This window comes from Providencia sp. PROV267, assembly GCF_028477825.1.
Classification (GTDB): Bacteria; Pseudomonadota; Gammaproteobacteria; order Enterobacterales; family Enterobacteriaceae; genus Providencia; species Providencia stuartii.
The window spans coordinates 57,861-82,774 of the sequence record NZ_JAMPLX010000026.1; the positions used below are offsets into that span (position 1 = coordinate 57,861).

The 24,914-nt window shown below is 40.8% G+C and carries 46 protein-coding genes; 20 read left to right on the forward strand and 26 right to left on the reverse strand.

Annotation, left to right across the window (positions count from 1 at the left end):
* Positions 1 to 49: 49 nt before the first annotated feature.
* From PR709_RS17075 to PR709_RS17175, 21 genes are all read right to left on the reverse strand, one after another.
* Positions 50 to 1,114: a site-specific integrase gene (locus tag PR709_RS17075; RefSeq protein ID WP_272571017.1), complete on the reverse strand. Its 1,065-nt coding sequence runs from the start codon at positions 1,112 to 1,114 to the stop codon at positions 50 to 52.
* Complete coding sequence (locus tag PR709_RS17080; protein ID WP_071599637.1) at positions 1,071 to 1,328, reverse strand: excisionase; 258 nt, start codon at positions 1,326 to 1,328, stop codon at positions 1,071 to 1,073. Before PR709_RS17080 ends, PR709_RS17075 begins: the two co-directional genes overlap by 44 nt.
* Positions 1,329 to 1,529 (reverse strand): hypothetical protein, encoded by a 201-nt coding sequence (locus PR709_RS17085; RefSeq protein WP_272571018.1) that lies wholly within the window; start codon positions 1,527 to 1,529, stop codon positions 1,329 to 1,331. It abuts the gene before it with no gap.
* Between the two features lie 7 nt (positions 1,530 to 1,536).
* Positions 1,537 to 2,082: a phage N-6-adenine-methyltransferase gene (locus tag PR709_RS17090; protein WP_272571019.1), complete on the reverse strand. Its 546-nt coding sequence runs from the start codon at positions 2,080 to 2,082 to the stop codon at positions 1,537 to 1,539.
* Positions 2,072 to 2,404 (reverse strand): phage protein NinX family protein, encoded by a 333-nt coding sequence (locus tag PR709_RS17095; protein WP_272571020.1) that lies wholly within the window; start codon positions 2,402 to 2,404, stop codon positions 2,072 to 2,074. The genes PR709_RS17090 and PR709_RS17095 overlap by 11 nt, the downstream gene beginning before the upstream one ends.
* A complete protein-coding gene (locus PR709_RS17100; RefSeq protein ID WP_272571021.1) occupies positions 2,397 to 2,585 on the reverse strand; it encodes a hypothetical protein in 189 nt (62 codons plus the stop codon). Before PR709_RS17100 ends, PR709_RS17095 begins: the two co-directional genes overlap by 8 nt.
* A gap of 152 nt (positions 2,586 to 2,737) precedes the next feature.
* A complete protein-coding gene (locus PR709_RS17105; RefSeq protein WP_272571022.1) occupies positions 2,738 to 3,001 on the reverse strand; it encodes a hypothetical protein in 264 nt (87 codons plus the stop codon).
* A gap of 7 nt (positions 3,002 to 3,008) precedes the next feature.
* Positions 3,009 to 3,302, reverse strand: a complete 294-nt coding sequence (locus PR709_RS17110) for a hypothetical protein (RefSeq protein WP_272571023.1) — start codon at positions 3,300 to 3,302, stop codon at positions 3,009 to 3,011.
* Positions 3,302 to 3,622, reverse strand: coding sequence for a hypothetical protein (locus PR709_RS17115; RefSeq protein WP_272571024.1), 321 nt, complete (start codon positions 3,620 to 3,622; stop codon positions 3,302 to 3,304). Before PR709_RS17115 ends, PR709_RS17110 begins: the two co-directional genes overlap by 1 nt.
* 368 nt (positions 3,623 to 3,990) lie before the next feature.
* Positions 3,991 to 4,167 carry a hypothetical protein gene (locus PR709_RS17120; RefSeq protein WP_193450951.1) on the reverse strand — a complete coding sequence of 59 codons (177 nt, stop codon included), beginning with the start codon at positions 4,165 to 4,167 and terminating at the stop codon, positions 3,991 to 3,993.
* A gap of 15 nt (positions 4,168 to 4,182) precedes the next feature.
* The gene (locus PR709_RS17125; protein ID WP_272571025.1) at positions 4,183 to 5,037 is read right to left on the reverse strand and encodes a hypothetical protein; all 855 of its coding nucleotides are present in this window, start codon (positions 5,035 to 5,037) and stop codon (positions 4,183 to 4,185) included.
* 20 nt (positions 5,038 to 5,057) lie between these two features.
* Positions 5,058 to 5,627 carry a single-stranded DNA-binding protein gene (gene ssb / locus PR709_RS17130; RefSeq protein WP_272571026.1) on the reverse strand — a complete coding sequence of 190 codons (570 nt, stop codon included), beginning with the start codon at positions 5,625 to 5,627 and terminating at the stop codon, positions 5,058 to 5,060.
* Positions 5,627 to 6,238: a lambda exonuclease family protein gene (locus PR709_RS17135; RefSeq protein ID WP_193450954.1), complete on the reverse strand. Its 612-nt coding sequence runs from the start codon at positions 6,236 to 6,238 to the stop codon at positions 5,627 to 5,629. The genes ssb and PR709_RS17135 overlap by 1 nt, the downstream gene beginning before the upstream one ends.
* Complete coding sequence (gene bet / locus PR709_RS17140) at positions 6,222 to 6,956, reverse strand: phage recombination protein Bet (RefSeq protein WP_272571027.1); 735 nt, start codon at positions 6,954 to 6,956, stop codon at positions 6,222 to 6,224. The genes PR709_RS17135 and bet overlap by 17 nt, the downstream gene beginning before the upstream one ends.
* A gap of 14 nt (positions 6,957 to 6,970) precedes the next feature.
* Positions 6,971 to 7,186, reverse strand: coding sequence for a hypothetical protein (locus tag PR709_RS17145; protein WP_060561218.1), 216 nt, complete (start codon positions 7,184 to 7,186; stop codon positions 6,971 to 6,973).
* Positions 7,183 to 7,455, reverse strand: a complete 273-nt coding sequence (locus tag PR709_RS17150; protein ID WP_053110604.1) for a hypothetical protein — start codon at positions 7,453 to 7,455, stop codon at positions 7,183 to 7,185. Before PR709_RS17150 ends, PR709_RS17145 begins: the two co-directional genes overlap by 4 nt.
* 224 nt (positions 7,456 to 7,679) lie before the next feature.
* Positions 7,680 to 8,621, reverse strand: a complete 942-nt coding sequence (locus tag PR709_RS17155; protein WP_053110603.1) for a hypothetical protein — start codon at positions 8,619 to 8,621, stop codon at positions 7,680 to 7,682.
* A 64-nt stretch (positions 8,622 to 8,685) separates the two neighbouring features.
* Positions 8,686 to 8,937, reverse strand: coding sequence for a hypothetical protein (locus PR709_RS17160; protein WP_272571029.1), 252 nt, complete (start codon positions 8,935 to 8,937; stop codon positions 8,686 to 8,688).
* Between the two features lies 1 nt (position 8,938).
* Positions 8,939 to 9,154: a hypothetical protein gene (locus PR709_RS17165; protein WP_272571065.1), complete on the reverse strand. Its 216-nt coding sequence runs from the start codon at positions 9,152 to 9,154 to the stop codon at positions 8,939 to 8,941.
* 17 nt (positions 9,155 to 9,171) lie between these two features.
* A complete protein-coding gene (locus PR709_RS17170; RefSeq protein ID WP_272571030.1) occupies positions 9,172 to 9,360 on the reverse strand; it encodes a hypothetical protein in 189 nt (62 codons plus the stop codon).
* A gap of 31 nt (positions 9,361 to 9,391) precedes the next feature.
* Positions 9,392 to 9,595, reverse strand: coding sequence for a hypothetical protein (locus PR709_RS17175; RefSeq protein WP_272571031.1), 204 nt, complete (start codon positions 9,593 to 9,595; stop codon positions 9,392 to 9,394).
* A 167-nt stretch (positions 9,596 to 9,762) separates the two neighbouring features.
* On the opposite strand from PR709_RS17175, the gene PR709_RS17180 reads away from it, so the two are divergent.
* A complete protein-coding gene (locus tag PR709_RS17180; protein WP_272571033.1) occupies positions 9,763 to 10,278 on the forward strand; it encodes a hypothetical protein in 516 nt (171 codons plus the stop codon).
* An 18-nt stretch (positions 10,279 to 10,296) separates the two neighbouring features.
* Here the strand turns inward: PR709_RS17180 and PR709_RS17185 are convergent, their stop codons facing one another.
* From PR709_RS17185 to PR709_RS17205, 5 genes are all read right to left on the reverse strand, one after another.
* On the reverse strand, positions 10,297 to 10,614 hold the full coding sequence (locus PR709_RS17185) for a transcriptional antitermination N peptide (RefSeq protein WP_154611332.1): 318 nt from the start codon (positions 10,612 to 10,614) through the stop codon (positions 10,297 to 10,299).
* Between the two features lie 419 nt (positions 10,615 to 11,033).
* A complete protein-coding gene (locus tag PR709_RS17190) occupies positions 11,034 to 11,969 on the reverse strand; it encodes a hypothetical protein (protein WP_272571034.1) in 936 nt (311 codons plus the stop codon).
* 91 nt (positions 11,970 to 12,060) lie between these two features.
* The gene (locus tag PR709_RS17195; RefSeq protein WP_004916513.1) at positions 12,061 to 12,402 is read right to left on the reverse strand and encodes a DUF3024 domain-containing protein; all 342 of its coding nucleotides are present in this window, start codon (positions 12,400 to 12,402) and stop codon (positions 12,061 to 12,063) included.
* A gap of 8 nt (positions 12,403 to 12,410) precedes the next feature.
* Positions 12,411 to 12,584 (reverse strand): hypothetical protein, encoded by a 174-nt coding sequence (locus PR709_RS17200; protein ID WP_272571035.1) that lies wholly within the window; start codon positions 12,582 to 12,584, stop codon positions 12,411 to 12,413.
* Positions 12,584 to 13,222 (reverse strand): S24 family peptidase, encoded by a 639-nt coding sequence (locus PR709_RS17205; protein WP_272571036.1) that lies wholly within the window; start codon positions 13,220 to 13,222, stop codon positions 12,584 to 12,586. Before PR709_RS17205 ends, PR709_RS17200 begins: the two co-directional genes overlap by 1 nt.
* Before the next feature lie 95 nt (positions 13,223 to 13,317).
* Between PR709_RS17205 and PR709_RS17210 the strand changes: the two genes are divergently transcribed.
* From PR709_RS17210 to PR709_RS17290, 19 genes are all read left to right on the forward strand, one after another.
* Positions 13,318 to 13,545, forward strand: coding sequence for a transcriptional regulator (locus PR709_RS17210; RefSeq protein ID WP_154611330.1), 228 nt, complete (start codon positions 13,318 to 13,320; stop codon positions 13,543 to 13,545).
* A gap of 157 nt (positions 13,546 to 13,702) precedes the next feature.
* Positions 13,703 to 14,050, forward strand: a complete 348-nt coding sequence (locus PR709_RS17215) for a hypothetical protein (protein ID WP_141173831.1) — start codon at positions 13,703 to 13,705, stop codon at positions 14,048 to 14,050.
* Positions 14,051 to 14,374: 324 nt separating this feature from the next.
* On the forward strand, positions 14,375 to 15,202 hold the full coding sequence (locus PR709_RS17220) for a replication protein (RefSeq protein WP_272571037.1): 828 nt from the start codon (positions 14,375 to 14,377) through the stop codon (positions 15,200 to 15,202).
* Complete coding sequence (locus PR709_RS17225) at positions 15,199 to 16,593, forward strand: replicative DNA helicase (RefSeq protein WP_272571038.1); 1,395 nt, start codon at positions 15,199 to 15,201, stop codon at positions 16,591 to 16,593. The genes PR709_RS17220 and PR709_RS17225 overlap by 4 nt, the downstream gene beginning before the upstream one ends.
* Positions 16,594 to 16,614: 21 nt before the next feature.
* Positions 16,615 to 16,737 (forward strand): hypothetical protein, encoded by a 123-nt coding sequence (locus tag PR709_RS19640; protein WP_442959598.1) that lies wholly within the window; start codon positions 16,615 to 16,617, stop codon positions 16,735 to 16,737.
* 414 nt (positions 16,738 to 17,151) lie between these two features.
* Positions 17,152 to 17,409 (forward strand): DUF551 domain-containing protein, encoded by a 258-nt coding sequence (locus PR709_RS17230; RefSeq protein WP_272571039.1) that lies wholly within the window; start codon positions 17,152 to 17,154, stop codon positions 17,407 to 17,409.
* Positions 17,406 to 17,576, forward strand: a complete 171-nt coding sequence (locus PR709_RS17235; protein ID WP_164456859.1) for a hypothetical protein — start codon at positions 17,406 to 17,408, stop codon at positions 17,574 to 17,576. The genes PR709_RS17230 and PR709_RS17235 overlap by 4 nt, the downstream gene beginning before the upstream one ends.
* 2 nt (positions 17,577 to 17,578) lie before the next feature.
* A complete protein-coding gene (locus tag PR709_RS17240; protein ID WP_272571040.1) occupies positions 17,579 to 17,800 on the forward strand; it encodes a DUF7279 family protein in 222 nt (73 codons plus the stop codon).
* 1 nt (position 17,801) lies between these two features.
* On the forward strand, positions 17,802 to 18,245 hold the full coding sequence (locus tag PR709_RS17245; RefSeq protein WP_014657880.1) for a YbcN family protein: 444 nt from the start codon (positions 17,802 to 17,804) through the stop codon (positions 18,243 to 18,245).
* Positions 18,242 to 18,583: a hypothetical protein gene (locus tag PR709_RS17250; protein WP_104873295.1), complete on the forward strand. Its 342-nt coding sequence runs from the start codon at positions 18,242 to 18,244 to the stop codon at positions 18,581 to 18,583. Before PR709_RS17245 ends, PR709_RS17250 begins: the two co-directional genes overlap by 4 nt.
* Positions 18,580 to 18,792 (forward strand): DUF7740 domain-containing protein, encoded by a 213-nt coding sequence (locus tag PR709_RS17255; RefSeq protein WP_104873296.1) that lies wholly within the window; start codon positions 18,580 to 18,582, stop codon positions 18,790 to 18,792. The genes PR709_RS17250 and PR709_RS17255 overlap by 4 nt, the downstream gene beginning before the upstream one ends.
* 68 nt (positions 18,793 to 18,860) lie before the next feature.
* Entirely contained in the window at positions 18,861 to 19,511 is a 651-nt protein-coding gene (locus tag PR709_RS17260) for a recombination protein NinG (protein WP_104873297.1), read from the forward strand.
* Between the two features lie 142 nt (positions 19,512 to 19,653).
* Positions 19,654 to 20,172: an HNH endonuclease signature motif containing protein gene (locus PR709_RS17265; protein ID WP_231131507.1), complete on the forward strand. Its 519-nt coding sequence runs from the start codon at positions 19,654 to 19,656 to the stop codon at positions 20,170 to 20,172.
* Positions 20,173 to 20,373: 201 nt separating this feature from the next.
* Positions 20,374 to 21,129, forward strand: coding sequence for an antitermination protein Q (locus tag PR709_RS17270; protein WP_272571041.1), 756 nt, complete (start codon positions 20,374 to 20,376; stop codon positions 21,127 to 21,129).
* A 676-nt stretch (positions 21,130 to 21,805) separates the two neighbouring features.
* On the forward strand, positions 21,806 to 22,123 hold the full coding sequence (locus PR709_RS17275) for a phage holin, lambda family (RefSeq protein ID WP_004916437.1): 318 nt from the start codon (positions 21,806 to 21,808) through the stop codon (positions 22,121 to 22,123).
* A complete protein-coding gene (locus tag PR709_RS17280) occupies positions 22,116 to 22,532 on the forward strand; it encodes a structural protein (RefSeq protein WP_060560976.1) in 417 nt (138 codons plus the stop codon). The genes PR709_RS17275 and PR709_RS17280 overlap by 8 nt, the downstream gene beginning before the upstream one ends.
* Positions 22,529 to 22,909: a hypothetical protein gene (locus PR709_RS17285; RefSeq protein WP_223854692.1), complete on the forward strand. Its 381-nt coding sequence runs from the start codon at positions 22,529 to 22,531 to the stop codon at positions 22,907 to 22,909. Before PR709_RS17280 ends, PR709_RS17285 begins: the two co-directional genes overlap by 4 nt.
* The gene (lysC, locus tag PR709_RS19645) at positions 22,827 to 23,054 is read left to right on the forward strand and encodes an Rz1-like lysis system protein LysC (RefSeq protein ID WP_419179809.1); all 228 of its coding nucleotides are present in this window, start codon (positions 22,827 to 22,829) and stop codon (positions 23,052 to 23,054) included. Before PR709_RS17285 ends, lysC begins: the two co-directional genes overlap by 83 nt.
* Before the next feature lie 1,019 nt (positions 23,055 to 24,073).
* The gene (locus PR709_RS17290) at positions 24,074 to 24,841 is read left to right on the forward strand and encodes a KilA-N domain-containing protein (RefSeq protein WP_121874686.1); all 768 of its coding nucleotides are present in this window, start codon (positions 24,074 to 24,076) and stop codon (positions 24,839 to 24,841) included.
* Positions 24,842 to 24,914 lie beyond the last annotated feature (73 nt).

The following is a 24,914-nucleotide window of genomic DNA, read 5'->3' on the forward strand; positions in this document are numbered from 1 at the left end:
TCATTTTATTACGGACTGCTCTCCGAAATAATTCGAAATAAATCCAATATCAAATTTCGATTTTTTTCCAACTAAGACCCCTATCATCCTGATACATTCTGGTCATATCCATTGATTTGTGTCCTAAAAGCTGGTTAGCGAACTCATTTGATTTTTCATTCCCATACACTCTGGATGCTAGGCTTCGGATTTCGTGGAACGTCGGCGGAGAACCCTCCCATGACAAACCACTTTTGCCTCTGGCTAGTGAAAAAGCCTTGCCAATGGTTTTATCTGCTAGCATATCACCCTTCTGTGAAACCAGCACGAATTCCTTTCCGTTCAATTCATGCTTGCATCTATCTAGCACTGATTGCAAAGTTTTATTAGCTATATTATTTGAAATGGTAAGCGGTATTGCTATTTTAGTTCCTGTTTTCTCTTGCTCTATCCATAAGTAACCATCATAAATGTCATTCCATTTTAATTTTCTAATATCACCAGAGCGCTGTCCTGTTAATATAGCCAAATCCATGCTCATACTAACCCAAGGCTGACAGTGCTCTACTGCTGTGTTGTATATTTGAATGTAATCACTTTCTGACATCCTAGTTCTAGCTATTTTATTCCTTGGAACTCTGGTTGCTATTACGGGATTAAAATCAACAACACCATCCGACATCGCTTCGTTAAACATATCTTTGAGAATACTACGCATCAATCTTGCGGTAGTTATATTCCCATCCGAAACAATATTATTTATATAATCAGCAATATCTTTAGTTTTTATTTCACTTAAAGGAACATTGTTGAAGCTATTTTTTATCCTTTTTAACCGTCCTTGGTAGTCATCTAGGGTCTTTTTCTTTAAATCACGGAGGAGTATAATCTCACCAAATCTGTCTATCCAATCATGAAATTTTATTGCATCGTTACTTGCCATTCTGTTTATTAATGATTCTTTTTTTCCATAAATAAACAAGTTAGCCGAGATGGCTTCATTTACCGCCTCGGCTTTATTTCTTCCTATACCGTATTCAATGCCGGTTTCGGGGTTTCGGTAGCTGTAATATCCTTTTCTACAATATAGGTTAGGTGGTAGGTGAGCGTTTTTGGGACTTCTGTTTCTTGCCATCTGTCTCAATCCTTTTTAACAGTTTGCAGTTTTTATTTAATAGAATGCTTGGGTTAAGATTTTCGTAGTTTGTTATTTTTTGTGCGGATGGGTGTATTAAATATTGATATCCGTCAAATGTTGGAGCTGGATATATTTTCCCAGCGCTTATCCACCGCCTTATCGTTTCATCACTTCTTCTGTGCTTTTTTGCGAATTCTCTGACTGTTTGCATTTATGCGCCTCCGTTCTTCCTTTTATATTTCTCATAATCATCCCCGCAATCTTTACTGCAATATGCGCTATTTGGTTTTGCTGGCATTTCTTCACACCAGATGCACATTCCGTTTATTGATTTAACTATCGGCTGGCGATTTGATAATGCTGCTTGAATGTGTAATTGTTCTAGTTCGTTTGCTGAGTCGATAATATCCATAATTCACCTATGCTATTTTCCATTCATTTAATATTTGATTTCCGATATTAATTAACTCGTCTCTATCGACGGCATTAATTATCTTTCGTGGCTTGATATATGGTCGCCATATTAAAAGCATTGAGCCTTTATTATTTCCGTTAACTGGTTTATTTGTACCAGCGTTAATAAATGAAATTCTTCCTCCTGTGATTAATCTCACTTCATCAACAGTTTCCAATGCAGAATTAAACCAGCCGACAGAAGTATCTGACGGAACTAACATAACGACGGGTTGTAATTGCCTTTTGCATTGTTCAGCGGCCTTATTAACCCAAGGCTGAATTTCACTGTACGGGGGATTAACCCAAATAGCCCCGTAACTTTCCCAATCGCAATTTAACGAGTCGTCTTTTTCGGTTAGGTGATGAGAACAGAGAGCGTTATTTTTATCGGCGGCGGCATCTAAATAGAAACCAAATTCATCGTCCAATGCTGTAAATAAAGGTAGGGGAGTTTGCCATCTATCACGCAATTCCTTTGGTGTATGGCTACCTCCGTAGTCAGCCTTCATTCTCCGCATCCTTCATTAATAGAAAACAAATCATAGCCACTCGATAATAATTTTTATCGTAAACCTCCAATTCACCTTTTTCTCCATCAAAATGACATGCGCCCCAACCAATATCGATATCTACATAATTCATGCATATCTTATTCTCAATAATAATCGGCATTGCATCGGCTGGGTTGTTGCAGGGATTGAATTCACGCCACTGCTCTTTATTGCTCATCCTTGTAACCACGCCGTACCTTGTGACTTCGTACGCCAGTCCTAATTTTTCAGCAACCTTTTTATTAATCTCGAAGTCAGATAGTTCAGTGTATTTATTCATTGGTTAGCTCCCAATACTCACAAATGCTTTTCCTGATAATTCCGCCTGCCTCTAAATGACCGACCACGCAACTAACCTGACTTTTAGAATATTCAGAACTACATAAATAATATAATTCATCTATGGTTAATTTGTTGTATCTTAAATGGTTTGTTATTTCTTCTCTTAATTTATTCATCATCTAATCACCTCACCACATTTAATTTCAACATCCCGCACCATCATTATCTGCATAGCACGGCTCTCGCATTCTTGCTGTGTGTATGATGTATCGGTTACAGGCGTAACATATCCCTGCCAAATTAATAACAGTACAAATAGCTTCATTATTATTTAATCCAATCGATATAGTGGGATATTAGTTTCTGTTTTTTCTGGGTAAATAAATGATTTTTGTTTTCTACGAAGAAGAAGTCCAGAAACAGGAGTTATATAACCAACAGGCTCTACATCTTTTAGCTCATTAATCCTGTCATTCATTTTAAGCACATTGCAACTATCGTCATTTGGAATGCTTTCCACTCCGTGTAATACAAAGTTATTTAATATATTCTGCAATAAAGAATATTCTTCGTCATTTAAGGTAAGTAGCTTCATTTTATTTTCACTCCCAATCTTCTTTAATTAATTGCTTACCTTTATCGGTTAATTCAAGGGTTCGACCAGTATCAATTCCGTAGCCTAAATTATCTAAAAACTCGCAAGCATTCTCGCCAGCCGACATAAATAAATGGTCATTATTTGCGTATTGCTGGAAAACTAGAATTAAATGCTTAATGGCTTCGTCACGTTCTTTTTCTAAACTCTCTCGTGATGCTTGCCATACATCGAATAGATTTATCGTTGATGATTTATTCTTACTGCGCCACTCTTCAAATTGCTGCCTTGATTTATCCATCACTCCACCTTTCTATATCCAGCTTTATATAAGCGTTCTGCGTGCACTCTGGCTGTAGCTATTCCCATATCAACTAAACCTAAGTCACCAGTTGATAAATCAATTGCCATTTGCTCAATTTCTTTTTCTGCTATTTCCTTGCGCTTTTCATCTGCCATTTCCTTCGCCAAATCTGAGCAGTCAAAACAAATATTTGCCGCCTTACCTTGGATTAAATTATCTTTTCCGACATTACCGCCGCAAAGATTGCAAACATTCTTAGGGTCTGGTTCTGGCAATGTAAATTTCATAATTTGACTACGGTATATAAAACTGTTCATATTCACTCCTCTTATTACATCTATTTAATCGCTAGGATTAAAACGTTTCATGGCAAATACCTATTTACCTTCTACACTTAAGCCGAAAGAGCAGTTACAAGCTGTGCAACTTTCGCCGACCTCCCTGTGTCGGCATTTTTTTATTCATTGCATCCCTGCGAGTTATGCTTAATCACTATCTCTGCATCTTCAATGGTGTCGAATAGACCAGCCTCATATCCACAATTAAGGCATTGAATTATGAAACCGTATGTATTTGACGCTTGATCATGAGATTGGATTATTTTTGTTTCATCCCCGCAATCATGACATGTGTATTTTATGGTCATATCTATCTCCTGTTTGCATCCTTGCAAATATTCCATGAGTTATTTAAATTGACGCTCTATTTCTTCGGCTGCTTTATTTTCGTAATAATCAAAGGTAACGCTTTCTATTAAATCGTCCTGCTCTTGCTTGGATAGTTTGTCAAAGTCTTCTTCTGAAATAGCTACTGTTAAAATAACTTCTTCGTTTGTATTTGAATCTCGTATTGTTAGATTCATGGTTATATCCTTTGGTTACTGTAATAAACAGAGCTGACACCAGCCCTCGGCAATGTCCAGTTGGTCACGCTCGTATTCATCTATTTTCTGATTTATTGTTTTTCTTCTGCACATTCCCTTTGTCGTTGAATCGGGTCGGAGTTCGTGCTGGATATAATTATTTTCCATCGCGATGATGCGTCCGAAATCTTCTGGATATCTATCACGTAACATAACTAGTTCAGAGCCAGTGAGGTGAGGACAGCAAATGCATGAAGATTTACCGGGGTAATACAGGCCGACTTCCTCAACCGCTGATGATTCTTTCTCTCCGATATTCCAGTCAACCAGCGGGAACACCTGCACCCATTTATGTTCAGGCTTCCATCGTTCGGCACGTTGTGGCTCATCGGCGTTAATGCCAATGATACGCAGAATGCTTCCGGTGTGAGAATTCAGAGGAGCGCCTTTTTTATCAGCTCCCCATGCTTTTAAACACTCAGGATGATTGTTGAAATACTTGTCAGCGGTCTCGACCTTAAATCGCAGTGAGCATGATTTGCTGCCAAATGCGGCGGGAGGTAGCGTGTTTTTTTTCTCAGCAGTCTCTATGACACTTAGCGGATTTCCATCTTTATCCCACTTACGCAGAACGACTACTTTTGACCATTTTTTCTCATTACACCAACTTCTTAGCCAGCCAATGAAGTGATAGGTGTGCTCGAACTCCGAGCCAGTATCACAAAATACAATCTCGTCAGGCTCATAGCCGCGTTTGTACATCTCAGCAATAAGCATTGCTGTATCATCGCCCATCCCAGCCATTACGACGCGGAATGAGGTTGCTGACCATGCCTTTTCAAAGGATGGCCTCTTATCAAACAAAACCATTTTTGTCACCTTAGCGTTTGTTAAATCACATAAATAGCGTGGCGTGGGTAGGAGAGTCCGATAGGGGCAAAGGGAATATCGTCATCAAAATCAATGGGTGGCTCTTTAGCCCAATCAGCACGCTGAGGTTTTAATTCATTTTGTCCCCACGACTGTGATTGTTGCTGAGGCTGTCGCGCTGGTTGCTGAGGCTGCCCCCAACCGCTTTGACCACCTTGGCTTTGGCCTGATGATTCGCCACCACGACCACCTAACATTTGCATTTTCCCATCAATGCCAACGATAACTTCCGTAATGTATTTATCTTGCCCGTCATTACCTTGATACTTACGAGTGCGCATTTTTCCTTCAATGTATACCTGGCTGCCTTTTTTCAGGTATTGGCCTGCCACCTCTGCCAGCTTTCCTTGTATGACAATGTTGTGCCAATCAGTGCGCTCTCGTTTCTCACCTGTGTTTTTATCTTTCCACGTTTCGCTTGTAGCAACCGAAAAATTAGCAAATGCGGTTCCGTTTGGTGAATACCTCACGATCGGATCATCGCCTAAATTGCCAATGATGGTTGCTTTATTTACTCCCCTCTCAGCCATTAAGAAGCCTCCGCATATTTAGTTAACTTTTCTATTTCTTCCTTGAGTTCATTTAAGAATTTACGAACTTCTTGCTCAATTTCTTGTGCTAGCTCGTCATTAAAAACAATCCGTGTTTTGAAATAAGCGAGGTTTACTGGAAGGCGATTGTCGTAGCTGACAAAGTCACACCATTTGCGTCCAGTGCACATCATTTGCCCATGCATCTGTAATAGATATTCTGTCTTGGGCTTTCCTGTCCTAAGCGTTTCTAAGTGAGTTGCGGTGTTTGGGCATTTGATTTCAATAAGTCCATCTTCATCTACCAACCCATCAGGGCTAGCTCCGAATCCTTCGATAGATGGGTGAGGGATAAAGCCTGTTTCTGTCACTGTGGCGTCGAACTCATTGAGGCAATACATTTCCCTTGCAACTGCCTCAAGCTCGTTTCCACGCTCCATACTGGCTGATTTAAAGGACTCTTCCTTTTGTCCTGTTAGTGTTTCGCAAATTAGCTGAGCCATATAATTTCTACGAGTTGCTCCGCTTCCTTTTGCCATTACTTTTGATAGGTTACTGGCGGTAACACATCCTAGTCTTGCCGCATACCATTCGTCAGTTTTCTGCTCCACTTGGCACCTCGGTAAATTCAGCATCAATGGCTATAGAGTTTTTAATTCGTTCCTTTTCAGCGGATCCGATAATGGTTCGCTCATCCCCTGATAACTCCGTCCATAATTGTTTAAATGCGTCCATTCCTTTGGCTGCTGCCGCTTCGCACTTAGCGATTAGTTCAGCTCTTTTTTCGTGGCTTTCTTGCCCGTTAATAACGCCCGTTGGTGTGTTTTCGGTAATTCTTTCGGCCTCGTCTTGGTCATAAATACCGGCAAAACCAAAAGCTAGTCGAGCACATTGGATCATTGCTTTGTGCCGTAACATCCGTTTTGGGTGTGATTTCCAAGGCTGGGTGTTTCGATTGCATTCATCCATATACTCAGTAACCGAGGTAGGATGACTCCTGTCTTTGCGGTAAATTTTGCATGTGCAGGAGTCAGCGTCCATAATGAACTCCATGCCATCAAAGTTTTTGTTTTCATTAATAATGCGCGCCCAACCATCAACACCAACCACCGGAACAATTCCTGTTCTGTCTGGGAATGCGTAAATTTCTTTAGTCCAAGGGTTTAAGTTGTATTGATTAGCGACGATGAGAAGGGCTAAAAATTGCTGTTCTGTTGCTTCGGCTTTAAATGCCGTGGATTTCAATGTTTGAATTAGGTCTTTTTCATCAATAGCCAGCTCTAACTTTTTGGCAAGTAAGCCAGCCATTGAAACTAGTGAGTTACTCATATTTTTCCCTTTGATTATCTCAGTAAGTTTTCAGACTTGGCGGCTTTAAATAATCCATTCCAAATGCCATCAAGTTCAGATTCATTAAGTTTTTGTATTAGATGCGGAGTTTCATCCATGACCGCATCATAAAACCGTTGAGCCATTTCATTAGCTAGCTCATCATATTGATTTGCTAGATGCTCACGGTCTGGAATGGTGACGAAGTTTTCATACTCTGAAATTCTCATGCTGCCACCTTACCTTTGCTCCTGATGTAATCGACAATCCATTGCCCATCACCAGCCGCTATGGCTTCATCAATAAACCCAGCAAGCTGCCCATCTTCCTTAATGTTTTCGTAGCGTTCTTTTTCCGTGAACTGTAGTTTGCTGATGATTGTTCCGTAATCACCGTCTATGCGCTTGATGTCATTTTCGTTGACACAAGTAATAATTGTTCCTGATGAGGAGTGGTCGCATCCAAAAGTTGACAATAAAAGCTGTATGCATTTATTCATAAGTCACCTCACCAAAGCAGGAAGTAATAGGAATGCGAATATTGCTATAACTGCCAGACAAAACCCTGATGTTGGCTTATTTCTAACTGCTTGAGGTTTAACTGGTTTAACCATGCAAACGTCTCGCATTGCACGGCTGTATTTGTTTTTTGATTGCATGATTAATCCTCACGTATCTTACGATAGCGATTGTTATTTAGGTTCTGGTGTTGGTGCGGTGGGTATTAGTAATTCATTGTCATGTGGGGGATTTTATTACTAGCAACTAACTTAATAAATTCAGTCGCTAATTTTTCATCAAATCCGTTACTTACTAAGGCTTGTAAGGTTTCTTGGTTATACTTGCGACGATGCTCCTTATCAGCCTGACGTTTAGCTTCTTCCTGACGCTTACGTTCTTCTTCTGCTAATCGCGCTTGTTCTGCTTCTTGTGCTTTCTTGCGCTCAGCTTCGATAGCTAATTGTTTCTCGCGTTCGGCTCGCTCCTGAGCTTCTTTAGCATCACGCTCTGCCTTTTCCTTGGCTTCTTTTGCTGCTTGCTCTGCACGTTGAATAGCTTCCTGCTTTTCACGCTCTGCACGTTCGGCGGCTTCTTTTGCTTCGCGTTCACGCTGTGCTGCTGCTTCGATTTCTTGCTGTGCTTTACGTTCAGCTTCGAGCCTTGCCTGTTCCGCAGCTTGTCTTTTCATTTCTTCTTCACGAGCAATGCGCTGGCGTTCTTCTTCGGCTTTGCGCAAATCAAACAGCTCGTTCATTCGCAGAGCTTCTTCATGATCAACTTCGATTTGCTTCTTAAGCGCTTCGGCTTCTTCGCGAGCTTTTTCTTGAGCCTCCCACTCTGTTAGTGGCTTGCGAATATCTTTGCTTAATGCATCTAGTTCGTCACGAAAAATCTTGCGATTAGCATCAACTTTTTTTGGTAGCTCTTTTAACTTATCGACAACTGCCTTACCTTCCTTGTCGATATACGCTTTTGTTTGAGCGACCTTGTACGCCAAAGATGCAAAAGCCTTTCGGTTTTTAGCTACTGAGAAATCACTGTCTAGTTCTTTACGCTCTTCTTCTGCAAGAGATTTAATGTGCTCTAGCATCTGATTTACTTTTTCTGGCGCTGTAAATAAATCGAGCGCAGTTGCTTGTTCAATTACGACTAATTCATTTGCCATTTCCTATGTTCCTTATGTGCGTATTCCTCACTATTAATAGCGATATGAAATGTGTTGTGGTGGGTTACTGCTTACCGAGGGCTTTTGCGATTACAGACTGAATCTCTTTGTGCGTAGACAAACCAAGCCCACCAATTTTGTCTAGTTTCATAAGCAACGCCAATAACTCTGGTGCTGCAGTAATTAGATTAGCGTCAGCTTCACTACAGTCATGCGAAAGAAGGGTTATTTTCTTATCATTCGCATCTAGTACAATTGTGTAATCAAGATATTTAATATGACTATTCCACGGCGCTGGACTATGCTTAAATCCCATATCACCCCCTAGCCTTTAACATTGCATCTGCCATGCGGTAGGCTTCCTCAGCAATTTCATTCATAGAATAATCGCTAAATGCCTGCTCGCCGAAATATGCAATCATTGGTTGCATGGCTTTAGCAGCGAAATAATCTCGCAAAGTCATACCGGTATCAGTTCCATGTAACTCTGTTGCTGGAACTGGAAAAGCCGCTCCACCTGTTTTATCTGCCATACTCCCTCCGTTATTCCCTAGAGATACTCAAGTTCCCAAGTGGGGTGATAAATATCAGCATAATCATCGCCATCCATTTTTATTTTTACGCTAGCTGCGTGAACTCCGACTATTGTTCCTTCTTTTGAGCCATTACCGAAGGTATATCGAACACGGTCACCTTTTTTAATGTTTAAGCCGTAAGTCTCATTTATGTAATCGAACATATTGTTTCTCCGTTATTAACTAAACACGATGCTAGCTGTTAACTTCATCCCATACGCACCATGCGGATTCGCCATCGGTTTCAATTAACCCAGAGTGACCGCAGATTTCACAGGTCACCTTGTCACCATCGTAAAACCAATTATCACTACCTTTTTCAGTTTCCACCGCTGCTTGTTCTGCACCGCATTTTTCACAAGGACTTCCTAGTAGCGTCACGTTTTTGAATGTTTTCACTCTCTATCTCCTATCTATTAATTAACTCACCACAGCCCACAGAATGGACTGTAATTAGTTAACTGTGCCCGTTTATTTATCCACTTAGGGCGTCAGTGGTTTCTCTAGTCCCCACCAAAGAAATTGGTTACAATGTGTTCACCCCACCAATGAAAAAGGAAAACAACATGCACGTTCTATCTGAGAGGCAAGAAATGATTATTCAAGCATTAAATAACAGAGAATTCTTAATGAAACCAATAACTCAGGATAAATTTAACGAGTTACTGGAAGAATTCGGAGAAGACCAACTAGCAAGAGAGTTGGACTATTTGCAAAAAAGAGGGTTAGTACAAGACGGTGCTGTGAGAATCGGCGTTGTCGATGATGAACCCTATTCTTTTAATATTCACAAAATGGGGTTAACCGCTGATGGTGTTGACTGCGCTAATGCCGATACTCTTGGTAACAAATTAAACGTTGTTAACATAAAAATTCACGAAAGCACCATTAACAATTTAGAAGCAATGATCAGAGCCGTTAACCTACCTGATGAAGATAAAAAAACGCTTCTCGATATGGTAAAAGAAAAGGGCGCTGAAGCTGTTGTTAGCAGAATGGTTGATTATGCATTTGCAAATGTTGGTATAGCCACAAAATTATTTGTAGAAGCGGCAAAAGATAAACTAGGCTTCCATGATTAAATAGCCCATCCGTGGGCTTTATCTCGCCGTCACCCCGAACTCACTGCTCGGCTGTTTTGTTTTAACGCCTGAAAATATTGCTACATTAGGTAAGCAACAGTTGTCTACCGATGGTTGGTATTTAGGTTCAATATTTCTAGTAACCGGTATGTGACTTAATGACAGCGTTTTTTCTACTGATGTAAGTCTTTTCTCCTGAGGAAATACTGATTCTAATTTCAATTCAATATTCTTTTTTGCAATAGCTTCTGCTTTCCGTCTGGCGTGACGTCTATTTGCAGATGATCCGCGTAAAAACTCAGGCTTGCGTGATTTTTTAACTGTAATAGTTGCCATATATCCTCCAAACAGTTGGCTTTTGTGAGCACAGGGATCGAAACCATGTTATTTCTGTTTATACATGGGATGTTCTCCATGTCGGGGCAAATCTCCCTATGGTGGGGGTGAATACCCTGTGCTCATTAAAACCTTTTGAGAAGGTTGACGCTTTATCAGCGCCACCGTTCTGATAGCTAATACACAGCTCGCCATCATCGTTGTTAAAGAACATCAACGTGCTGTGTTCCGTTGATGTAATTAAGTTTATTAAACACTAAATTTATAGTCAAGTGTTTACTAAACATAATTTAGTTAAAGGTTAACAACTCAATGAATGTTAAGTGAATTTATTTTCAAAAAAATCTCAGATTGGAATGCAGATCACTTCTTTGGCGGGGATAGGGCACAAAAAAGCCCTCGCGGGGAGGGCTATGCTATTAGCTTAGTGGGATTTTTATTTGTTCTTGAGGGTCAATTTTTTTTATTACCCTTGTGATCTCATATTTTGATTTTATTTTACTATCACTTAATAATTGAGTTGTTTTCAAGTTAACGAGAAGCATATCACCCTTTGAGAAGTTAAGTTCTCTGGTGTTCATTTTATTTATAAAATCAGGGTCTGATATATCAGCAAAAAATGGATATGAACCATCACTAAATCGCCATTTATTAGATTCATTAAAAGATAGGTTTATGATTTGTAATATTTTTTCCGATTCAGATTCAGATAACTTAACCTCTTCAATTGATTTGACTGAAAAGTATGATGATTCTTCTTTGCTGACCGTGGTGAAAGAGCTACCTTCGTCTAGAGTTACAGCAAAACTGGTTATTCCATCTATTTCTAACGGCTTGGTTATTATTTCATTCAAAGATTTTCTAATGTTTATATTTTTATATAATTCAATAACTTCTCTTTCAAAAATTTCTTCGTTTTCATCAATGAATACTTTCACGCCACCATTTTTAAGTGGTGTTATTTTTGTTATTGGCCTTCCTTTTGCCCACTTAAGCAATTGAAGCAAGCCCTTATATGTCTGCTTGCCTGCGTATGTAGAAAAGCCGACTATGGCAATAAGGTTTGCTGTTGCAGTTCCGGGCTTACCAGAAAAAAACTCAATTGCTGAGTTGAGCCAGCTGGTTACTGCAGTCAAATCAATACCAAAAGATCCTGATCTAAAAGAAGCTTTAACTTTGACAGAAACTTTAACGTCGTCGCCATAGATAACCCTGCCAGCCTCTTCGAATAATGCTGACATAGATATCAGTGCTGGGACCAAGTCCTTTACATCCATCTCATGGTTGTCTAAGGCAGGGCCATCATAAACAACTCTAAATTTCATATCGTCAATTTCTGCTTCATTTAGTTCCATTATTTTACCTGATCATTATCACAGTACTTTTGTGATACTTCAAATAGTGATTTGTAAATATGCATCGGCTACAACACCCTAAAACGTGTCGTCATCCAAAGAAGCAGCCACGGGCATCATCTTCAACGAGCCTAATGGCGTCAGAAAAACTGCCTAGCATTATTTCATCGTAGTTGTGCCAGTTGCTGTCTTTATCCATCCAAAACAGAGACCAAGAGCTGTTAGATTTGTCATGTGTAATTTTTGCTATCGGCTCTTGAGCTTGCCCGTCACTCCAAGTAAGGCGTCTTACTTCAAATATGACAACGGAGTCATCTTCAATGCTATAGCTTAAATCCAGCTCATCCCTTAGGTGTTCAGCAGGTCGGCGCTTTTCCATGAAAAACTCCATACACCGCTTAATGTTAGCTATCTCAATGTCGTTAAATGCCATGCATTCTCCTAAAACGTGTCGTCAGGCCGTCCAAAAATCATCTCGTAGAGTTGGAATATGGCATCATCATCAAAATCAAACCATACCAGCATTGCAATCACGGATAGTGCTGCGGTTATTTCTACCTTGTGCTGCTTGATACAACCCCATAATTTTTTCATATGAACGTGTCGTCTGGCCATTAAAACAGTGCTCGGCCTGTTTTTTCGCAAGCGTCTATATATTTAATTGGTTTAACGATAGCTGACACATAGTGCATGGTGTCAACTTGATCTGGTGATAGAGTAATGGGCTTGTGTGAGTTGTTTATACTGGAAAACTGATAGTCCCCATCACGAGTTTTGCTGAAAACCTTAATCATATTGTGACCTTCAACCGTGCGCACAAAAACTTCATCGCCAGATCTGACTGTTGTATTTGGCTCAACCACAACAAACTCGCCTGATTGAATGCGTGGCCACATGCTGTCACCTTTAACCTTCAACCCATATGCGTCTTTATCGTCGCTGTATATCTTCAGCCAGCCATTGTGAGCCTCGATCATATCAACAGCACCATCAACACCTAAGAACGCCTCACCGCGCACCTGAACCATTCCTGAAGGCACTGTGCCTATATATTCAATCTCATCTAGTTGGGTCTCGGAATCTAAATACCCAGCGGGCATCCCATAATCTCTTTCCAACCGACGCGCAGCTTTCTCTCCAAACGATGATTTGCCATTCATTAGTTGAGATAAAAAACTTTTTTCCTTGGTGGGGAGGGTTTTTCCCTCGAACCACCTAGAAAGATTTAGTTGTCTTATTTTTTTCATGTCCATTTTTATATTTTGATTAGTAATGACTAAACAAGCAAATACTTGACGTTTGGTTTAGTGTTTAATAAACTCCGTCTTAGAACGCATGGAGAATAAACATGGAATTAAAAAAGTATATTGACTCTCTTGAGTGGGGGGGCGCTAAGGCCTTAGCTGACCAACTAGGTGTTTCAAAGTCCTACCTATCTCAAATGGCATCGGGTTTAAGTTCTATTTCACCTAAACGATGCGTAGAAATTGAATTAGCTACAAATGGTGCAGTAACCCGTATGGATCTTCGGCCTAATGACTGGAATGAAATTTGGCCTGAACTAGAAGTTTCTTAATATTTTAGCTCTTTAACAATCGCAGGGTTCTTGACTGCTACGGAGTCGCTGATAAAGCGACAGATTTACCCACCAAACAATCCGCTCATATGGAATGAGCCACGGATCATTACTGCTGTTCCCAATATGGGAAGTAATCTAAGAAGGAATTTAACAAATGGAAAATGCAAAAAATATCAAAGTAGAGTGCTCATCAAACGAATTGATGACGTTTTACATCCAACAAATGTATTCAGTCGGTAATAACGGACTCGCTAAGGCGCTAGGAATACACCCATCAAAATCCAGTCGAGATAAAGCCAGAATATTCGATTTAGCTTGCCAGTTGGTGAGTAAGTTCGGATTGCCGCCTGACTCTGTAAATATCAGCGATAAGCCAACGAAAGTTGTTCTTGAAGGTGATTATGCAGAAAGGGTTATTCAAGCTCTTGAAGGGAAGGGAAAGGTTAAAAGAAAAGCCCCAACCACGGCGAATGATGAGGCTCAAATCAGTTTGGATATTTAACTATCAAAACAACTGTATCAACAACCAGTAATGGTGACAAGGGAAATTTAGTGTTTCCCTTTTTTGATACAGCAATCGAATAAGAGAATTATATCATGAAAAATAAACGAAATCATGACTTTAATTATCATGCAGTGCATAAAAACATCATGCGGGATAGGGAACTCAGGAAAGTTACCCCACTAGGGATAAAGCGACTTAGAGAAGCTTTTGAAGATGCAAAACTAAGGAATGCTCACAGGAAAGAACTATTGGGAGGGAAAACGCATGAGTAACGTTGCATATGCTGATTTTAGCAACAAGAACCACACTAGGAGTTCTCGCATGGATAACTCTAAGCTTGGTCACGTCGCGATATTCAGGAGCCTGCTTAACGCAAGCTGGGCAGAAGATACAGCTAAGCTTGCGCTATGGGTCAGATTACTAGGGCAGGCAAGGCATAAGCCAACAACAGTTGAGTTTGGTGGTGTGTCTTGGGATCTTCGGGCTGGTCAGTTGGTAACAAAAGCAAAAGTTTTAGCTAGAAAACTGAAGGATGCAAAGGGAAAAGAAAAGACTGAAAAACAAGTCAGAGACATGCTGGATTTTTTTGAGCAAGAAGGGATGATAACCCGCGCAGGTACACGACACGGAACAATAATCACAATCACAAATTACCTTGAATATCAGGCAAATTACGAGGTGACAAAGCAAGTTACTAATGAGGTGACAATCAAACCCAGTGATACCAACGTTCAGAGCTTAACTGAGGTTACTAACCCAGTAACAAAAGAAGTGAAACAGAATAAGAATGTATTTGAACAAGAAATAAATACTCCCCTAACCCCTCAAGAGGGGGATTGTGAAAAGTTAATTTCAACCAATCGAAAAAACAACATCCCCTACATCGAAATTATGAATGCGTTTAACGAGGCTGCTGGTGACAGATTACCAAACGCTGAATCCTTGAATGACAAGCGGAAACGAGCCATCTCAAAATTCCTGAAAGAACTCAAAGAGCCAACAGTCGAAGCGGCTAAAAACTATTTTGAGTATTTCATGAGTTCAGCTAAAGAGTTTTATTTCGGTGAAAACGATTCTGGTTGGAGGGCTAATTTCGATTATCTGCTAAGACCGTCGACAGTGTTAAAAACTAGGGAGGGATCGCTATGAATTACCAAGTGCCACACAGCCTAGAGACCGAACAAAGTGTTATCGGATCCCTACTGATTGACCCAAACAGCGACAATGCTCAACGAGTGTTTTCCGTGTTGAAGCCAGATGATTTTTACGGCACACACCACAAGATTATCTTTGAGCAAATGCGGTCAATGGCTAGCAAGCATCAACCGATTGATATCTTAACTGTAGCTGACAGCTTGAAAGCAACTGGAAGCGAAGGAACTACAGGTGGATTGGGTTATCTGGCTGAAATTGCAAAGAATACCCCAAGCACCGCAAACGTGCTCCATTACTCGAAGAAAATCAAAGAGTATGCCAATGAGCGCTATGCCATTGAGAAAATCAACGAAGCCACACGATTACTGATTGAGCCAAGCACTCTAAGCTTTGGTGAAAAAATGGAGTTAGTGCAGAAGCTGGTAACTGATGCAAGTGAAAACGGTGTTACCGGCCGAAAGTCAGGTTTGAAAAACATGGCTGAGCTATTGCCTGAATGGTTCGAAGGCGTAGAAAACATGTTTAACAATCCCGATCAGTTTGTAGGACTCAAGACAGGCATTAAGCCACTTGATGACATGCTGGCACCTAAATTTGTTGTGCGTGGTTCCCTATTCGTTATAGGTGCGCGTCCAAAGATGGGCAAGACAACCGTTCTAACTGAAATGGCTAAGAACGTTTCTGATGATGGACTTCCAGTGGCTCTGTTCAGCATGGAGATGTCCAATCAGCAATTGGTTGAGCGAATGGTAAGCCAGAAGTCAGGCTTAAACTCAGATATGTTCTATGGTGGCACAGAGGATGATTTCGAATGGTCGCTACTTGGAAAGGCTATCAGTGACTTGAGCGAAAAGCCTAACATTTGGGTCGATGACACAGCAGGGATGACACTTGAACACATTCAGTCAGAGTGCCGGAAGTTGAAGCGCAAGGTTGGGAAAATCGGGTTTATCGGCGTGGATTATTTAACGCTGATGAAAGCTGGCAAAGCAGACCGTAACGATATTGCCTACGGTGAAATTACCAAAGGTCTCAAGCAACTGGCAAAAGAGCTTGATACCACAGTGGTATTACTCACACAGCTAAACCGTAAATTGGAAGATAGAACCAACAAGCGACCTATGCCAAGTGATAGCCGTGACACCGGTCAGATCGAGCAGGATTGCGATTACTGGATGGGAATATACAAAGACTCAGTTTACAACGACAAAGCCGACAAGACGCTCACAGAACTTATTGTGAGACTTAACCGCCACGGTAAAACGGGAACAGCATTTGTAGACCAGAAAGGGCTTTGCTTATTCGACACCGATCAAACTCACGCAATGGCTCGAGCTGATATGGCAACCGCCAACCGTAACACACCAAATCATAAGGACTTCTAGATGAACACAGACAAGCGAGTTATGTGCTACCGATGTCTACACATCTACAATTTACTAGATGCAAAATTAATCAAAAATAAGCGACTTACTCACACCAAAGACAAGTGTTGCCCTAAGTGTGAATGCAAAGTTTATTTTTCATAATAAGGATTTTTAGGATGAACAATATCGACTTCAAACTTGTATTTGAATTACTCGACAAAATGGAAGAGCGCGCTAATCGAATTAAAGAGCTAAATCAGTCAATTAAGCGAGGTGTTGAGTGATGAAAGGCATTCTATTTCACAAGGATTATGACTATTCAGCATCCAATGAGTGTTTTAAAAACTATGAATTACTACTCGATAAGCAGCAATCACAAGAAGTAAAACTATTCTATTTTGATAGCGCCAAACCAAAAAGCAAAACGCCCAATTTGGATCGAAAACTTAATCGATGCTTCCCAAGAGGAAGGGCGTATCTAAAGGTTTCTAACTCAGAGGTTTTTAACAGAATGTAACCTACTTTAAGAGAGGGTTGAGTGATGAAAGGAACAACGTTAACAGGTGGAGGCATCTAATGCAGGGAACTAATTGGGTTAAGTGTAGCGAGACATTGCCAGAACTAGACGCACCAGTATTTGCTGGATGGTTCAGAGGTAATGGAGAGTTTGTATACCACGTTTTCATGCGTTCTGATACATGTGGAGAAGGTTGGATTTGGTCGCGTTCTTACAGCCATTTTATCAGCGATAACGATGAGTTTATTGAAGATGATAATTACCCAATAACGCACTGGATACCTTTACTACTCCCACCAATGCCAGAGGGTGAATGATGAACATCACCAAATTACCCATCGATAAAAAATTCCAAGCTAATGGTGAGCTATCTAAACGCTTGCTGGAATTAATCCACGAATATGACGGTGAAATAAGCTTAGCTGAAGCAATAGGGGTTATTGAGATTGTTAAGTTAACGCTAATTGGTGAACAGGAGAGCTAACAGTGAGTGACCCAGTAGAAACAATGGTCTATTACGTTAACTTCAATACGAATCGCAGATTCTGGATATTAAAAATATCAGCTTATGGCGATGAGGATCACTTTAAGTTTCAGGCTAAGCCAACCAGGAAACAAATCAGGAAATTTAAAAAACGATTCATTCGTGAAGCCAAAGAAGACTCTGAATATTTCGTTGAAATGGTAAGGATGATGCAAGGAGTTTAACTTGGAAGCAGATTTCCTCTTCCACGAATCAACCAAAAATACCGCATGGCAACACCTCAAAGAAGTTCTAGCAACAAACCAACCACACCGAATCATTATCAAGCCTTGGAAGTCCACACGCTCACTATCTCAGAATGCAACTTTCCATATGTGGTGTGGAGAGATAAGCAAGTATCTGTGTAAAAACAAAGCTAATTTCACGCCTGAAGCTGTCAAGGACATGTTAAAGCACACATTTCTAGGCTACGAGGTGGTAGAGATGATAGACGCTACTACACAGGATATAGAGCGCGTCAGGACACTACGAAAAACATCAAAGTTAGATACAGGTGAAATGTTCCACTTCATGGAGCAGGTTGAGTGTTGGGCGGCGGGTATAGGTTGTCTCGTGACGATACCGAAAGAATCACAGTACATGAAACTCAAGGAGCAGCAAGAGAGATGAATATTGGAATAGCAGAGCTAATAGCAAAAAAATTTAAAGTTGGGGATATTGTTCACTCATCAATGCTTCGTGACATAAGCAATAGCAAAAGACATGTGAACTGCTATTCAGTTGTGTTGAGAGAGCTAGCTGATGCAGGGGTACTTAAAAAGCTAAAAATGAGCAGTCGAAACAGGGAGTATCGCGTTATCGCTGATGTGAATATTGCTATCGATGCAGAGATTAAGCGAAGGAAAATGCCGCGAAAGATTGGCGTTGTCATCACTCCATTTGCAAACGCATTTCCGAATCACTTAGTGCAAAAGTTCAATGAATCGATAGCGAGGGTGAGAGCATGAAAAACGAAGCAGAAGCGTTTATGAGCGCATTAACAACACTCAAGCTATGTTGGGTTATCCATAAGTCCAATGAAGCCGTCAGGAAGTGTGCAGGGCTATTAAAGCGCAAATTTAAAGAGCATTTAGCGTATGAAGCAATGCGGAAGATTGAAGGTAGTAGTAACCCGATGTTGGTTATTGCGCTTGCAGAGTGGGAGTTGGGGAAATGATTAGAACCCGACACATAATTCTATTCTTTTCGATTGTTACTTTGGTTATAGGTCTTGTGGGGGTGTAGATGCAAAAGCCGAGAAAATCGGTGCGGCGAAAATGTAAAATATGCAAAGTAATATTTCACCCGTCGTACGATAATATTTGGTGGTGTTGTCCGGAACATGGAGCAGAATTAGCAATCAAGCGACGAAGTAAGGAGAGAGAAAAACTAGAAGCTAAACTCAAGAAAGAGCAGAAACAAAAAGAAGTAAAAGCCCGCGATAAACTCAAAGCCCGCAAGTTAGCAGTAAAACCCCTCTCATATTTCAGACAGCAAGCCCAAGTAGCATTTAATCAATTCATCCGACTTCGAGACCGTAATGAGCCTTGCATTAGTTGTGGTGAAACCAATCCTCCTGATCTTCACGGCGGTCAATGGGACTGTGGTCATTTTTTGTCTGTTGGTGCTCATCCTGAACTCCGATTTGAAGAGAGAAATGCATACAAACAATGTAAATCATGCAATGCGGGGGCGGGGAAATATTCACATAAAAATGCCACCGTTACTCAGAAATACGAGCTGCGGCTGGTTGAAAGGTTTGGACAGGAGTTGGTTGACTGGTTACGTGGCCCGCATGAGATACCACACTGGAAGCGAGAGGATTATATCCGAATCCGCGATGAGTACAGGGCCAAAGTGAAGGAACTGAAGAAAAAAGGAGACTTCGATGTGTAAGTGCAAAGTTGTCGGTTGTGACCGCCAAGCCATGTATAAGTCGCAGATGGTTTGCCAAATGCATTATTTCAGGATGATGAGAACAGGAAGCTACAAAAAGAAAGGTCGGTCGTTAAGAACTCATAATGCGAAGGGGTATCAGATGCTATATCTACCAGATCATCCATTAGCAATGAAGAACGGATATGCATATGAACACCGCGTCGTTATGCACCAGTTACATGGCGATAACCCAATGAATTGCAACAAGTGTGGGAAAGCGATTGATTGGAGTACGGTGCATGTAGACCACATCAATGAAGATGTTAAAGATAATTCGCCAGAAAATCTTAGGTTCTTATGTAACGGATGTAATGTGATGAGAACTAGAAAGCATCAGAAAGAACACACCAAGAAAAGGAGAGTGGGTATTACATGTAATGGAATAACGTTGACGGCAACAGAGTGGAGCAGAATGCCCAATGTTAAAGTTTCAAGAGGAACAATTTCCAGAAGAATAAAAAATGGCTCTTCACCGTATGACGCTATTTATGGAGAAAAAGAGACGCACATATCAACTCTCCCTAAAAGTGGTTACACCCCTAAATATAAAAATACCCACGTTGATTCCTGCATAACCCACTACCGAGCCAAGTTAAAGGAGCTGAAAGATGTTCACTGACATAGAAGCAGCAATTGAAGAATGCCGATACCGAGCAGAGACAGAAGCGACAGGGAAAAAGCCTAAACGTTATCTTTCCATCGTTCAGAAAAAACATGGCTTCATGGAAGTTGTAGAGACGAGCTGGGCTAGAAGAATGAATCTTCCGATAATGTATTCAGTCGGTTGCGATAGATATCACACGGTATTGCCGGAGGTAAGATGAACCTAGAAAGCGCTGTTAAATATCACTTCGCCAAAACAACATCAATATCAGATGCGCCTAGCTCAACATCGCCAGATAGATTAACCGTCACTGATGTCATGGGGGCTTTTGGATATTGTCAAAGTAAAGAGTCATTCGGCTTTTCTGCGTTCTCGGGAAAGATGGAGATAAGCCAGAATGACAAAGTGAAAGCGATACAACTTTTAACTCGGCATGCGTTGAATCATTGCGATAAGGTTCCAGCCTTACGCAAGCTCGATATGAATGTTAAGCGAAAGGTAATGCAAATACTCGCAAAATTCGCTTATGCAGATTATTGCAGATCGGCATCAAGTGTTACTGAGTGCGTAAAGTGCAACGGATCAGGTTTTAAGGTAAAGACGATTAAGGTTAAAAAAGTCTTTGGTAAAGAAGTTCGCATTATTGATGACACTGAGTCATGCACTTGTGATAAGTGTAACGGTAAAGGTTATGTTTCTTGTGCATGCAATGACTGCAAAGGGCGTGGTATGGCAATAGACAGGGAAACGTTAAGATTAACCGGTGAAGCTGTCAGTAGGCCTTGTAAGCGTTGCTCTGGTCGTGGCTATGAGCGAATACCTGCATCGAAAGCTTTTCAATCTGTGTCTCACTTAGGGGTTACGATTGATCAATGGAAACGTTCGGTTAGCAAATTTTATGAATCTTTGGTGGTTGAGTGTGAAAAAGGAGAAAGTAACGCAGATTACATACTAAAAAAGGTAACAAATTAAAAACGAATACTTCTAACGAATGAATTGACTTTTGCACTTTTTTGTGTAAATATCGTTCTAACGATGGGTTATTGCCATTTCGTTGAGGATAACAAGATAAAAGAGGCGGCACTTGTTATCGATCCCGCCTAGTTGGTCACTTCGTCTATTTGGACTGGAACTCCAACCACATCGGCTGAGAGGTCGAAAGAGGGTAAGAGATTACCTGCTGATTACGGGCTGAAAAGTTCCGGTTCTAGAGCCTCACTTCGGTGGGGCTTTTTGCATTGCAAGGGTTTATATGCTTGATGAATTCGAGTGAGCATAAAAAAACCACCAACTTTTTAGGATGGTGGCAAAAGATTGCAAATCATGTTTATAGCTAAACCAAAAAAAACTCTTGGTCGTCTTTTATTTTAACCAACCAATTAAAAAAAAGAAACAGGCTTTATCTGACAGTCTATTTATAACTGGTTGGTATTGTTCCGATATCGGAATTCCGATATCGCCAATTAAAGCTGTAAGTAATCCTTACAAGCTCAACTCTCCGGAATTTCCGGATGGTTCACATTCAACAGGTCGCCTAGTGCGGCCTTTTTCGTATACAGCCGCCACAGAATCACTACTATCACTCACTTTCACTGAGCGTCTGTGCGCGGCTTTCTATTAACTAATTCCTCCAGTAAAGGGGGTGAGTATGGATCATATGAAAGAAAACCCCGAGTTCTGGGATAACGTATTTCAAATTATTGCTGCTCATAAGGAGCAAGGTATTAGCGCATCACTAGCAACAGGTATGGCGATTCTACGCGGCAAGTACAACGGCGGCGGTTGGAAGAAGACGCTATTTGATGGCGCTATGTGTGCACTATTTGCATGGTTTGTAAAAGACCTTCTAACACTGCTTGGTCTTAACCATGAGTTGGCATATCTGGCCAGTGTATTCATTGGGTATGTCGGCGTGGATGGCCTGAGTAAAATTATTAAAGGCAGGGCGGGGGTGAACAATGACTAAGCAAGCGCGAGGCATTCGCAATAACAACCCTGGTAACATTGATTACAACAAAGCCAATAATTGGAAAGGGCAATTGCCGCATGACCCAAGTATTGAACCTCGCTTCTGTCGATTTGAAAGCCCTGTTTATGGTATTCGTGCATTGATGGCACTACTTCGTACCTACCAGCGTAAGTACGGGTTAAAAACTGTATCAGGCCTGATTGACCGCTGGGCTCCGACGAATGAAAACAACACCCGAGCATATATTAACGGTGTAGCTAAAGAGTTGGGTGTATCGCCTACTGATGTTATCAGTCTTTATGATAAGGCAACCACAATTAAACTGGCCAAGGCAATCATTCGTCATGAAAATGGCACGCAACCCTACGATGAGGCTATGTTCGAAAAAGCGTGGAGTTTGCTGTGAAAAGGCTTATAGCTTTAGCACCGTTTATTTGCTGGCTGTTGCTATTCATATTTGGCTTAATACTGACATATCAGATGGTCAAAGTGAGTAAAGAGAATGGAAAGCTCATTGAGCAATTATCAACAAGCCAGCTACTAAACCAAGTAACCCAATCAGCAATAACTCTTCACTATCAAGCATCGCTCGACAACATCAAAGCAAAGCAATTAGAGGACTCAGAACATGTCAAAGTTAAGACTGTTATCAAAACAGTACTCAAAGACAATGAGTGCGCTAATACTGCTGTGCCTGACGATGTTGTTAGTGAGTTGCACAAGTACAAAAGAGGTATTGATTCCCGTTCAGTCTCCACCAATACCAGCACAGTTAACCGCTGATTGTCCTCAGCCTGATATTCCTGAAAAAGTGGACTGGGGCGACATGCCACAACTGCTAGTTGATGCGATGAATTCAATAGCAAAGTGCAATTTAGATAAGAAAGCCATTCGAGAAATCGAAAAAGCGAGGATTCCCCCGCTTTAACTTATTGAAGGTTTGAAGATGAAACAGGAACACGATTCAATTTCTAAATCTCCTATTAACGGGAAAAGTCCCGAGGAAATATTAGAACACTTTAATAAATATAACTTCGTGGACGATCACGGACACCGACTTGAGTTCTGTCAGGACTTTATTGATCTTGTGACTCTTGCCACAAAGTCAAATAAGTCTTAACTCTCGACAAGAAAGCAATACGGGAAATTGAACAACAAAGAAATGCCCCAGATATCGAGGCAAAGTAGAGAATAATAGTTCATGAATGTAACGTCACTATACGTTAATCGTGGATAACCACAACATTAAAAAGGTAGTAATCTCAAGTAGATATTACAAATCTGAGCCTCGCAAAATAGCGGGGCTTTTTAATGGAGAAATATCATGGCAACGCAGGGTTTTGATAAGCCAGATCAATTCCGGGAAGAACTGGATAAAAGCATTCCGAAAGAATAAAAAAAGCCCACACACCGCGGGCTAAGTACATCTGTTGAACTAATGAATATCACATTAAATGTAGTTGACGCATTCAAAATATGCAAGCGAATAATGAGCCTCTGAGAAATCAGGGGCTTTTTAATGGCAAAAAAATAGCCCCTGGTGTTGAGGCTTGAAAAGGAAATTATCTTTGCTGTGTACATCTTAAGGACGGCACTAATTCTATACAGAGTTTATTCAATTAGTTACATGGTAGTTAAAAATAAGTTTAATTATGTAAATTTATTTATCTTCCAATGAATCAGAGGCTTTTTAATAGGTGTAATTATCCCACCATTTAAGGGGGTGATCGCTATCTTGACTGCTAGGAACAGACTAGAAGTGGCTTAGCAGTGTATCGCTAGGCTGCGAACTCTACGCATTTCACCGCTCATTCACAGAGCAATTCTAAAACGTCGAATCCAATCACTTTGATATGAGCCTTCGAGGAAGTCAGTTATAGCTGGCGAGCTTCGACGGGCTGATTTTCTATGTGAACGAGGGTTCATTTCAAATGTAGGTAATACGTTATGAATAATATTATTCCTCTCGAATATGATGGGCACCCTGTGCGTTTTAATAACGACGGATGGATCAATGCTACCGATATAGCAGCTAAATTTGGGAAAGTGCCCAATGAGTGGGTCAGACTTCCTGAAACAATAGCCTATATTCAAGCACTTGAAGGTAGATACGGGAAAATCCCGTATGTAAAAACTAGCAAAGCTAGGAAAGATAGGGGTGGCGGAACATGGCTACACTCTAAATTAGCCGTGCGTTTCGCTCGCTGGTTGTCTGTTGATTTTGAAATATGGTGTGATGAACAAATTGATGCTCTTATCCGTGGCAATATGCCAGTTTATAACGATGAGAGAATCAATGCGATATTCTTACTTGATAAGCCAACATCATGGGAGAAGCGCTTTCAACAACCTTTCTATCAAACATTAAGCCGAATGTCTGGTTTGCCTTATTCTGGTCATGTTGGTGGTTGTCCATCGCTATTCGGGATGATAACAGCTAAGTGGGTATACCAAGCCGTGTTGCCTGATTCTGTTTATGAAGAAGCTAAGCAGATGGCAAAGGACAGTAAAGATAAAATACACCAATACCTAAAACCAGAAGCTTTACAACTGGTGCAGGATCAATTAGTTGCTGTCACTACTTTAGCTAACGGTTGCATTGACTATAAAGACTTTGAAGCTAGATGTGTTCAGGCTTTTGGTAAGTCAGGAATGCAAGGGCTTCTAGTTTTTCCAAGTCATCAACAGTCATCACACTCTGCAACATTACAATAGGCCCTAGCGGCCTTTTTTATTGGGTGGAATATGAAAACAGGAACACTGCATTACAAAATGACACTGCGCCGTT